Source organism: Baekduia sp. (assembly GCF_035996765.1).
In the GTDB taxonomy this organism is placed as follows: Bacteria; Actinomycetota; Thermoleophilia; order Solirubrobacterales; family Solirubrobacteraceae; genus Baekduia.
The window spans coordinates 121,677-131,994 of sequence record NZ_DASYJG010000061.1 but is presented as its reverse complement, the minus strand read 5'-3'; the positions used below and the strand labels follow the sequence as shown (position 1 = coordinate 131,994).

Annotated in this window: 9 protein-coding genes; 7 read left to right on the top strand and 2 right to left on the bottom strand. The window is 71.1% G+C overall.

Annotation, left to right across the window (positions count from 1 at the left end):
• Positions 1-807, top strand: an 807-nt coding sequence (locus tag VGO10_RS14110) for a helix-hairpin-helix domain-containing protein (RefSeq protein WP_327469370.1), incomplete at its 5' end; no start/stop codon positions are given.
• 79 nt (positions 808-886) lie between these two features.
• Here VGO10_RS14110 and VGO10_RS14105 read toward each other — a convergent pair.
• Complete coding sequence (locus VGO10_RS14105; RefSeq protein ID WP_327469369.1) at positions 887-1,543, bottom strand: hypothetical protein; 657 nt, start codon at positions 1,541-1,543, stop codon at positions 887-889.
• Positions 1,544-1,687: 144 nt separating this feature from the next.
• On the opposite strand from VGO10_RS14105, the gene VGO10_RS14100 reads away from it, so the two are divergent.
• Genes VGO10_RS14100 through VGO10_RS14080 form a run of 5 tightly spaced genes read left to right on the top strand, consistent with a single transcriptional unit; the run spans position 1,688 to position 7,582 of the window.
• On the top strand, positions 1,688-3,190 hold the full coding sequence (locus VGO10_RS14100) for an efflux RND transporter periplasmic adaptor subunit (protein ID WP_327469367.1): 1,503 nt from the start codon (positions 1,688-1,690) through the stop codon (positions 3,188-3,190).
• 40 nt (positions 3,191-3,230) lie between these two features.
• Entirely contained in the window at positions 3,231-3,971 is a 741-nt protein-coding gene (locus tag VGO10_RS14095) for an ABC transporter ATP-binding protein (RefSeq protein WP_327469365.1), read from the top strand.
• Positions 3,968-5,197, top strand: a complete 1,230-nt coding sequence (locus tag VGO10_RS14090; protein ID WP_327469363.1) for an ABC transporter permease — start codon at positions 3,968-3,970, stop codon at positions 5,195-5,197. The genes VGO10_RS14095 and VGO10_RS14090 overlap by 4 nt, the downstream gene beginning before the upstream one ends.
• Positions 5,198-5,203: 6 nt before the next feature.
• On the top strand, positions 5,204-5,911 hold the full coding sequence (locus tag VGO10_RS14085; RefSeq protein ID WP_327469361.1) for a hypothetical protein: 708 nt from the start codon (positions 5,204-5,206) through the stop codon (positions 5,909-5,911).
• Positions 5,912-5,962: 51 nt separating this feature from the next.
• A complete protein-coding gene (locus VGO10_RS14080) occupies positions 5,963-7,582 on the top strand; it encodes a putative manganese-dependent inorganic diphosphatase (protein ID WP_327469359.1) in 1,620 nt (539 codons plus the stop codon).
• A 1-nt stretch (position 7,583) separates the two neighbouring features.
• Here VGO10_RS14080 and VGO10_RS14075 read toward each other — a convergent pair whose 3' ends face one another.
• Positions 7,584-8,930, bottom strand: coding sequence for a TetR/AcrR family transcriptional regulator (locus VGO10_RS14075; RefSeq protein ID WP_327469357.1), 1,347 nt, complete (start codon positions 8,928-8,930; stop codon positions 7,584-7,586).
• A 166-nt stretch (positions 8,931-9,096) separates the two neighbouring features.
• Here VGO10_RS14075 and VGO10_RS14070 point away from each other — a divergent pair, with 166 nt between their 5' ends.
• Entirely contained in the window at positions 9,097-10,227 is a 1,131-nt protein-coding gene (locus VGO10_RS14070; RefSeq protein WP_327469355.1) for a TetR family transcriptional regulator, read from the top strand.
• Positions 10,228-10,318 lie beyond the last annotated feature (91 nt).

The following is a 10,318-nucleotide window of genomic DNA, read 5'->3' as shown; positions in this document are numbered from 1 at the left end:
GAGCGCAACGCGCGGCTGGCGCTCGACCAGGAGCGGCTCAAGGCCGAGCGCTCGCGCCAGCAGCGGGTCGAGGCGTTGGACGACCTCCAGTCCGAGCTGCGCCTCGACGCGCTGCCGCTGCGGATCGAGTGCTTCGACATCTCCAACCTGATGGGGACCCACACGGTCGCGTCGATGGTCGTCTTCGAGGGCGGCGCGCCGAAGAAGGCCGACTACCGGCGCTTCACGATCCGCGGAGGGGAGGAGGGCGTTCCGGATGACTTCGCGTCGATGAGCGAGGTGTTGACGCGGCGGTTGGCGAACTGGGAGCGCCAGCAGGATCTGTCACCGCACGATCCGGATCGCAACGAGTCGTTCGCCACGCTTCCCAACCTGATTGTGATCGATGGTGGGAAGGGGCAGCTCTCGGCGGGTGTCGAGGCGTTGCGGGGCTTCCTGGATCGCGGCGTGGCGGTGGTCTCGCTGGCCAAGCGGATCGAGGAGGTCTTCGTGCCGGGACGACCGGACCCGATCGTGTTGCCTCACGACACGGCGGCGCTCCAGCTACTGCAGCGAGTGCGCGACGAGGCCCACCGCTTCGCGATCACCCACCACCGCACGCGGCGCGATCGCGCGATGACCGTGTCGGTACTGGATGACCTGCCGGGCATCGGCGAGGGGCGCAAGCGGGCGTTGTTGAACCACTTCGGGTCGCCGGACGCGGTGCTGGAGGCGACCCGGGAGCAGCTGGAGGCGGTGCCGGGACTGCCGGGCAAGACGGCGCGGGACTTGTACACGTTCTTGCATCGGCTGCGGACGGGGCGCTAGGCGTCGCTGGCGCTCGAGTCGACGGGATCGGGGTCGTCTGGTGTCCCTCTGTGGGACACCAAGCGACCTGGATCGGCGCCTACGTCGTCCCCGTCGTCGCCGTCCCCTGCTGAGCGCTCGGCCGCTGCGGGAGCTTCGACTGGCAGGTCTTCAGCGCGGCCTCGACCTTGGGGTCGTCGCGCTTGAGATTGCGCAGCGCGTTGAAGCCATCGGAGACCTTGATCGCGAGGCCCTGAGCCTTGAGGCAGGTGAGATAAGGGGTGAAGGCCTTGATGTTCTGCTGCGGGCGGCGAGCACCCGGGCCGCCGCGCAGGCCCTGAGGCCGGAGCTTCGCGCAGGCCTTCATGGCGGCCTGGAACTTGGGGTTGTTGGCAAAGCCCCCGCCAGGCGCGCCACCGTTGGGCGGCGTGGTGGTGGACGGCTGGCCGTCGCTGCCGGCGGGCGGTGCGGCGTTCGTGCCGGTCGGCGGCGTGCCACCAGCGCCCGCGGGTGGGCCGTAGCCGTAGCCCTTGCCGCCGCCCGGCCGTTGGCCGCGGTTGGGCAGCGTCACACCGTTGTCCTTCAGACAGTCCTGGAACTTCTTGAAGGCCGTGCTCTGGTCGGCGCTTTGTCCCTGACCGGCGGACGCGGTGGTGCTGCTCGCGCTGCCGCTCCCGGACGAGCTGCCGCAGGCGGCCAGGGCGATCGAGGCGCCGGCGACGGCGAGGACGGACAGCGGTGTGGTGAAGCGAGACATGGGCAGGCAGTGAGCCGCATGAACCGAAACGCTGGCCAAGCGCGGACGAAGAAGTCCGTAAGTGCGAGCCCGCGCAGCGTTCTTCGTCTTTCCTCACGTTGCGCTTAGTGCCTGCTCACCGCGGCACCACATGCTGGTCGTCGTATGCCCCGAACCACCCGTCGTTACCTGACGCCGCTCAACGTCGTCCTCGGCGCGCTCGCCGCCGCCGGCGTGATCATGGCGGTGATCCTCGTCGGCCCCGAGTCGTCGGCCACGACGACGCGCGAGCGGACGGTGACGGTCACCAAGGGCGTCGTGCAGTCGACGGTCTCGGGCAGCGGCAACCTGTCGCCGGCCAACACCATGGACTTGAGCTTCGGCGCCACCGGCAAGGTGACCAAGGTGTACGTCAAGGCCGGTCAGCATGTGACCAGCGGCCAGCTGCTGGCGCGGATCGACCCGACGGCGGCCGAGGTCGACCTCGCCGAGGCGCAAGCGACGCTCTCCTCGGCACAGGACACGCTTGACGCGATCGAGTCGGGCACGACCAGCACCGCGTCGACCAAGACCTCATCGGCGACGACCGCAACGATCGCGTCGGTCAAGGCCACCGCGGCGCAGGCGACGACAGCGGTGCCCGCTTCGACACCGGCACCGGCGACCACCGCTGCACCGGCCACGACGACGGCTCCGAAGTCGACGGCCCCGAAGACGACAACCACCGCGAAGACGACAACCACGCCGAGCTCGGGCTCTAGCGGGGGGAGCGGCGCTGGCGGTTCGACCATGAGCGAGGCGTCTGCTGTCGCCGCGGTCAAGAGCGCCCAGCTTGCGGTGGACAACGCGCAGGATGCGCTGACCGAGACGGCATTGCGTGCGCCGACGGCCGCCACGGTCGCGGCGGTCAACGGCGCGGTCGGCGATCGGGTCAGCGCCGGATCGAGCAGCGCGTCCAGCGGCTCGGGCTCGGGCGGCAGCAGCAGCGGGTCGGGGTCCGGCGGGGCGGCTAGCGGCACAGGCGATTCATCCTCCACCAGCTCCTCCGGCTTCATCACCCTCACCCAGCTCAGCCGCATGCACCTCGAGGTCAGCCTCAGCGAGTCCGACATCAACTCCGTCAAGGTCGGCCAGCAGGCGACGGTCACGATCAACGCGGCGTCCGGCGAGGAGGTCGCCGGCAAGGTGATTGACATCGGCGTGCTGTCCTCGTCCTCATCGTCGACGGGCACCTCGAGCGCTGTCAGCTATCCGGTGACGATCGCGCTGACCCAGACGACCAAAGGGCTGCGCGCAGGTATGAGCGCCACCGCCGAGATCGTCACCGGGCAGGCCGCCGGCGTCGTCGTGCCGACGCAGGCGCTTCAGGGTTCGAACGTCACCGTGGTCAAGGACGGCAAGCGCACGACGCAACGCGTCACGACCGGCGTCGCCGGTGACAGCACCACGCAGATCGTCAGCGGGTTGTCAGCCGGCCAGCAGGTGATCGTGACGTCGAGCAGCGCCACCGCCGGCGCCAACGCGACCGGCAGCGGCGCAAGCGGGACCGGCAGCGGCCTGACCGGTCGCACGGGACGCACCGGCTTCGGCACCGGCTTCAGCGGCGCCGGCGGTTTCGCGGGCGGCGCCGGGCCGCCCGCCGGCTTCGCCGCAGGAGGCGGGCGATGAGCGACAGCTCGCCGGACGGCTTCTTCGGGAGCGGTGGGCGATGAGCGCGGAGTCAAGGCGGGCGGGACCACACGTCCGCCGCCCCGTCATCGTCGTCGAGGACGTCCGTCGCACCTACCATCTCACCGACGACCTCGCCGTTCACGCGCTCGACGGCGTCAGCCTCCAGATCCAGGTCGGTGAGCTCGTCGCGATCATGGGCTCCTCGGGCTCGGGCAAGTCCACGTTGATGAACATGATCGGCTGCCTTGATCTGCCGACGAGCGGTCGCTACCTGCTCGACGGCGTCGACGTTCGCGACATGGACGAGGACGAGCAGTCCGACCTGCGCAACCGCAAGATCGGCTTCGTCTTCCAGGCCTTCAACCTGGTCCCGCGCACGAGCGCGCTCGCCAACGTTGAGCTGCCGCTGAGCTACGCCGGGCTGCCGCGTGCCGAGCGGCGCAACCGCGCGCTTGCCGCACTCAACGCCGTCGGCATGGGCTCGCGCGTCCATCACTTGCCCTCCGAGCTCTCCGGCGGCCAGCAGCAGCGCGTGGCGGTGGCGCGCGCGATCGTCACCAACCCCTCGCTGATCCTCGCCGACGAGCCGACCGGCAACCTCGACTCCCACTCGACGGCTGACGTCCTCACCATCTTCGAGCGCCTCAACGCCGAGGGCCGCACCGTCGTCCTGATCACCCACGAGGACGACGTCGCCCGCCGCGCCCGCCGCATCATCCGGCTGGCCGACGGCCGCATCGTCTCCGACGACCGCACCGACGTCAAAGAGGCCGCGTGACCCTCCGCGAGACGATCAGGATCGCGCTCGGCGGCATCATGGCCAACAAGCTGCGCTCGGGGCTGACGATCCTCGGCATGACGATTGGCGTCGCCTCGGTGATCGTCCTCGTCGCGGTCGGCAACGGCTCCAAGCAGCAGGTCCAGGCCGGCATCCAGGCGCTGGGCTCCAACGTCCTGCTCGTCCAAGCCGGAGGCGCCCGCGGAGGCCCGGGCTTCTTCGGCGGCGGTGCCTCGACGATCAGCCTCACGCAAGCCGACGCGACCGCGCTGCAGGACGAGTTCAACGCGCCCGATGTCAAGAGCGCGTCGCCGGTCGTCACCGCAAGCACCACCGCGCTCGTCGCCGGCTCGGTCAGCTACACGAGCTCGGTCACGGGCACGACCCCCAGCTACGCACAGGCCCGCAACTACAAGGTCGCTGACGGTGACCTGTTCACCAACGCCGATGTCAAGAAGCACACGCGCGTCGTCGTCATCGGCCCGACCGTCGCCGAGAACCTCTTCAGCGGCTCGGACCCCGTCGGTCAGTCGATCAAGATGGGCGGGTCGAGCTTCACCGTCGTCGGTGTCACAAAGGCCAAGGGCTCCAACGGCGTCACCGACCAAGATGATGTCGTTCTCGCGCCGCTGACCGCGGTGCAGGACGTCCTCAGCGGGTACGGCTCGGTCAACCAGATCGTCGTCCAGGCCACCTCCGAGAAGGCGCTGAACGGCGCACAGGCCGAGGTCACCGCGGTCCTGGACGAGCGCCACGACATCTCGGCGGCCGACAGTGCGACGTCGTCGAGCTTCCAGGTCATCAACCAGGGCTCGATCCTGGAGACCTCCAACGAGACGACGAGCGTCTTCACGACCCTGCTCGGCGCGGTGGCGGCGATCTCGCTGCTCGTCGGCGGCATCGGCGTCATGAACATCATGTTGGTCAGCGTGACCGAGCGGACGCGGGAGATCGGCATCCGCAAGGCCATCGGCGCACGCCGCTCCGACATCCTCACCCAGTTCCTGGCCGAGGCCGTGCTGGTCTCGACGCTCGGCGGGCTCGTCGGCGTGGCGGTGGGCCTGATCGGCAGCCGCTTCGAGATCGCCGGCGTCCAACCGGTCATCGCCCTCTACTCGATCCCCTTGTCCTTCGGCGCGGCCGTCCTGGCCGGCCTCTTCTTCGGCACCTACCCGGCGGGTCGGGCGGCGCGCATGCGCCCGATCGACGCCCTCCGATTCGAATAGGAACCCATGAGCGACCACGAGCAGCCGACCACGGTCTACGACGACCCCGACATGGAGTACTACGACGACGCGGAGCTCGCCGACACGCTGCCCGTCCGGCCACGGCGCAAGCTGCTGACGCCGGTCAGCGGCGGGCTGCTGGCGGTCGTGCTGATGGCCGGCGGCTTCATCGGAGGCGTCCAGGTGCAAAAACACCAAGGGGGCGGCAGCGGCGCGCGCACCGGGTTGCCCGCGGCGTTCGCGGCACGGCTGGCCCAGGGCGGGGCCGGGGCCGCAGGCGGCGGCCAGGCGAGCGGCGCCGGGACGGGCGCCGCGCGCGCCAGCGGTGGCGCGGGAGGTGCCACCGCCGGGACCGTCGCCAACATCAAGGGCTCGACGCTCTACGTCACCAGCCCCGACGGCACCACCGTCAAGGTCAAGACCAACGACAACTCCAAGGTCACCCGCAACGCCGCCGCCAGCGTCGGCAGCGTCCATCCCGGCGACACCGTCGTCATCCAGGGCAGCACGGCGTCCAGCGGCACCGTGACCGCCTCGAGCGTCACCGCGACGGCCAAGGGCGTGAGCGCGGGAGGCTTCGGCGCCTTCTTCCCCGGCGCGGCGGCCGGCGGCGGCGCAGCGACGGGCACCACCGGCGCCACACCCGGATCCGGCGCAACGGGCGGCGGCTCCGCATCCCAGGTGCCCCAAGGCTTCGCGCCCCCGTCCGGCTGAGCCCCCGCACCAGACCGCGCCCCGGACCCCTTCCGCGAAAGAATGGGGGCAGTGCCGCACATCCATGTCACAGGCCATCGCAACCCCGACACCGACTCGATCGCCGCCGCGATCGGGTACGCGGAGCTGCGCGGCCACCTGGATCCCGACAACACCTACGTCCCGGTCCGCCTCGGCGACCTGAACTCCCAGACCCGCTGGGTCCTGGAGCGCGCGGGCGCCACCGAGCCGGAGTTCCTCCCGCACGTGATGTTGCGGGTGCGCGACGTGATGCAGCAGGACTTCTACGCCGCCGGCATCGACGACGCCGTCCGCGAGGTCGGCCTGACGATGGCCGCCGACAAGCTCGACGTCGTCCCGATCGTCGACCACGACGGCAAGCTCGTCGGCGTCATGACCGAGCGCGCGCTGGCCCGCCGCTACATCCGCGAGTCGCGCGAGGCCTCAACGCTCGTCGACGCCCCCACGCGCGTGAGCGCGATCGCCGCCGCCGTCAGCGGCGAGCACGTCGTCGGTGAGGACGTCGCCGTCGCCGGGCGCGTGTGGGTCTTCGCGATGGCCACCGACTTCCCCGAGAGCGGCATCGGCCCCGGCGACGCCGTGATCATCGGCAACCGCGACGACGCCCAGCGCCGGATGATCGAGCGCGGCGTCGCGCTGATGCTGCTCTCCAACGGCGTCACGCCGAGCGACGAGATCCTCAAGTACGCCCGCGAGCACGGCACCGCCGTCGTCGTCTCGCCGCTGGACAGCTACGTCTGTGGTCGTATGACGACGCTGGCCGCGCCGTGCAGCGCGCTGATGGACGCCGAGCCGCTGACCGTCCGCGGCAACGACCTCCTCGAAGATGTCACCGAGGAGATCAAGAACGTGCACTACCGGGCGGCCGTCGCGGTCGACCGGCGCGGGCACCCGATGGGGCTCGTCACCCGCTCGGACCTCGTCAACCCCGTGCCACGCGAGGTGTTGCTCGTCGACCACGCCGAGCAAGGCCAGAGCGTGGTGGGCGTCGAGAAGGCCCACATCGTGGAGATCCTCGATCACCATCACATTGGATCGATCGAGACGCGGGTGCCCGTGCGCGCGACCTTCGACCCCGTCGGCTCGACCTCGACGCTGGTGACCGAGCGCTTCCTGCAGGCGCAGGTCACGCCGACGATGCCGACGGCGACGGTCCTGCTCGGCGCGATCCTGTCGGACACGGTGATCCTCAACTCGCCGACGACGACCGACCGTGACCGCGAGGCGGTCGGGTTCCTGGCGGACTTCGTCGGCGTCGAGGCGCTGACCTTCGGCCGCGAGATGTTCGAGAGCGGCTCCGACGCCGCCGACGCGTCGGTCGAGTCGCTGCTCACGCGCGACTCCAAGGAGTACGAGACCGCTGAGGGCCCGATGAGCATCGCGCAGATCGAGACGGCCGGCACGATCCTCGTCGACCGGCTCGGCGAGTTGCGCCAGGCGCTGCAGGCCCAGCACGACCGCAACGGCCACGTGCTCTCGGCGCTGATGATCACCGACATCCTGGAGAAGCACACGCAGTTGCTCTTGGCCGGCGACATCGCCGCCGCCGAGCGCGCCTTCGGCAAGGACGCCAAGGACGGGATCATCGACCTGCCCGGCGTGATGAGCCGCAAGAAGCAGGTCGCGCCGCCGCTGCTGGGCGCGTTCTGACTCAGGCGGCTTTGAGCTGCTCAGCGGTCGACCGCGCCTCCGGGTCGCCGAGGAACGGCGCCAGCGCGGCGTAGCAGAGGTCCGGCGCCAGCTCGTGCAGCTCGTGCGCGCGGCCGGAGACGATCCACTCGGTGACCAGGCCGGCGATGCCCGCCGAGATCGCGTAGGCGGCGATCGGCGGGACGGTCTTGCCGGGCGGGAGGTTGTCGTAGCCGTGCGACAGCAGGTGGGCGAAGGCCTGGTAGCTCTCGTCCATCTTGGCGGCGGCGTCGCGTCCGCTGGTCAGCACGTCGACGAAGCCGAAGCGCGCACGACCGGGGTCTGCCGCGAGGTGGTCGACCCAGGCCGTGATGCCGTCGCGGACCGCGCTGGTCCACTCGGTCTGCCCGGCGGCGGCGGCCCACGAGGCGGCGAAGAGCGACGCGAAGGCCTCGTCGTAGGCCGCCAGGAACGCCGTGTGCTTGTCGGCGAAGTGGTCGTAGAACGTCTTGTTGGAGATGTGGGCTGCGGCGACGACCTCGGGCACGGTGACGCCCGCGTAGCCGTCGTAGGCGGCGAGCTGGGTGACGGCCTGCAGGATTCGCTCGCGCTGGTAGCGGTCTACGAACGAGCGCGGCAGCTTCTGATGGCCGCGCGGCAGCGGCAGCGGGCGGCGCGCGGGGGCGGGCTCCGGCGGCTCGCTCAGCGGCCGGTGGGCGGGCAGCGGCGAGCTCGTCTCATAGCTGACCGCCCAGGTCGCCAGGTCGTCGGCGACGCCGCGTAGCTGGCGCACCCGGCCGTTGTGCAAGTGCTGGTCGATGACCTGCAGGACGCCGCAGGCGATCACCGTGCGGCAGCTGGGGGAGATCGTCGTCGGCCCGTCGGTGCGGCTGACCGCCTCGCCGATCCACTGCTCCACGCGCCGCACGACCCGTCGGCGCAGCGCCGGGCCGTTGCTCCCGACGGCCAGCACCTCGACGAGCAGCAGCCGCGCGTGGTCGGGACGGGCGATGACGGCTGAGGCCAGCCCGCGCACGACGCCCTGGAGGCTCTCGTGGACGCTGCGCGGGTCGCCCGGGCGGGCGCTCATCACCTGCACGACCTGCGCGACCGCCTGGGCGAGCGTTGCCTCCCAGGCCGCCATGAAGCAGGCCTCCCGGTCGGCGAAGAGCGCGTAGAAGGTGTTGCGCGAGACCTGCGCCTCGGCGGCCACGTCGGCCACCCGCGCCTCCGCGTAGCCGTCGCGCGCGACGACCGCGACCATCGCCTCCTGCAGTCGCTCGCGCTGCAGCTCGCGGGCGGCCTCAGGCGCGAGCGCGCTGGCCCCTCGGGGCAGCTTGCGTGACGCGGCTGATCGGGTGGACGCCATGCGGGTTCGACGATACGGGAAGCGCCTTCAGAAAGAGACTGCTCCGGTTCGCAACGTACCACCTCCAGGGTGCCCAAAAAAGACGTGAGCAGACGTTGATGCTTGCCCCTACGGCTAAAGTGCGATCCGCGTGTCGAGAAACATCCGTGTCCGGAGGGTGTGACCCATGCCGACGCTGCCGGCGGGGCACGGGAGCCTGCCCACAGAGGCGACGCGGTTCCTGCAGCGGGCGCGGATCCTCGACGCGACGGCGCAGACGGTGGCCGAGGACGGCTACGCCGCGACGTCGGCCGATCGCATCCGCCGCCGCGCCGGCGTCTCGTCGCGCACGTTCTACGAGCACTTCACCGACAAGCAGGACGCGGTGCTCTGGGCCTTCGACGCCGCGGCGACCTTCGCCGTGCCGCGCATCGTCGCGGCCTTTGCCGAGCAGGACGTGTGGGCGGCCGGGGTGGACGCCGCGCTGCAGACCTACCTGGCGATCATGGACTGCGACCGCGCCTGGGCGGTGCTGTGCGTGGTCGAGCTTCCGGGGGTCGCGACCGGGGCCGGCGAGCGGCGCGACGTGCTGCTGGCGCCGCTGATCGCCGCGCTGTCGGCGACGCAGCCGCGGGGCGCGCTGGTCCCGGCGGCCGATGTGGTCGCGGCGGTCGACGGGGTGGTCCGCGAACGGTTGTTGCGTGATGGAGACGTCGATTTGCAGGGCCTTCGCCCTGAGCTGCTCGCGCTGGCGCTGAGCCCTTACGTGGGCGCGGAGCGCGCGCAGGGCTTCATCGACCGCAAGCCGGCGGCGGTGGCGGCGTCCGTCGATCTGACCCGCGCGGGGCGTGCTGCCGAGCTCGTCGACGGTCCGGTTGACGCGCTTGCCGCGCTCGTCGAGGAGGCGGTCGCGCAGGGCGACGGGCCGGCGCTGTGGCGGGTGGTCCTCGGGCTCCACGACCGGCGCGCCCGTGGCGAGGCGGTGCCGTGGCGGCTCGAGCGCCGCGTGCTCGACGGTCTGGCGCAGGCCTCCTTCTTCGGCATGCCGGTGCGCGACATGGAAGCCGCGGGCTGGGGCCTGCCGACCCCGCGCGAGCGGGTGCTGCGCTACGTCGCGGCGCATCCGGGTTGCAGCGGCCAAGAGATCCGCGTGGCGCTCGGCTTTGCGCACCTGTCGCAGGTCAGCCGCATGTTGCAGGCCTTGCGCGACGAGGGTCTGGTGGCCCGTCGTGCCCCGCGCGGACGCGCGAACGCCTGGGTCGCCATGGGGTCCGAACACAGTTCCGGGAACACCAAAAGGGACATTGGTGGATCATGAGTGTTGACTTCTAGGGAACGGGACGGCTATGGTCGTCACGCACCGCTCGCATCGAGGTCGATCGACGGGGCAGGAGAGGTCATCGCGCCGG

What these genes read in the sequence shown, in the direction of transcription:
- VGO10_RS14075 (WP_327469357.1), bottom strand. Translation starts at nt 8,930, where the DNA reads ATGGCGTCCACCCGATCAGCCGCGTCACGCAAGCTGCCCCGAGGGGCC.
- VGO10_RS14095 (WP_327469365.1), top strand. Translation starts at nt 3,231, where the DNA reads ATGAGCGCGGAGTCAAGGCGGGCGGGACCACACGTCCGCCGCCCCGTC.
- VGO10_RS14085 (WP_327469361.1), top strand. Translation starts at nt 5,204, where the DNA reads ATGAGCGACCACGAGCAGCCGACCACGGTCTACGACGACCCCGACATG.
- VGO10_RS14070 (WP_327469355.1), top strand. Translation starts at nt 9,097, where the DNA reads ATGCCGACGCTGCCGGCGGGGCACGGGAGCCTGCCCACAGAGGCGACG.
- VGO10_RS14100 (WP_327469367.1), top strand. Translation starts at nt 1,688, where the DNA reads ATGCCCCGAACCACCCGTCGTTACCTGACGCCGCTCAACGTCGTCCTC.
- VGO10_RS14105 (WP_327469369.1), bottom strand. Translation starts at nt 1,543, where the DNA reads ATGTCTCGCTTCACCACACCGCTGTCCGTCCTCGCCGTCGCCGGCGCC.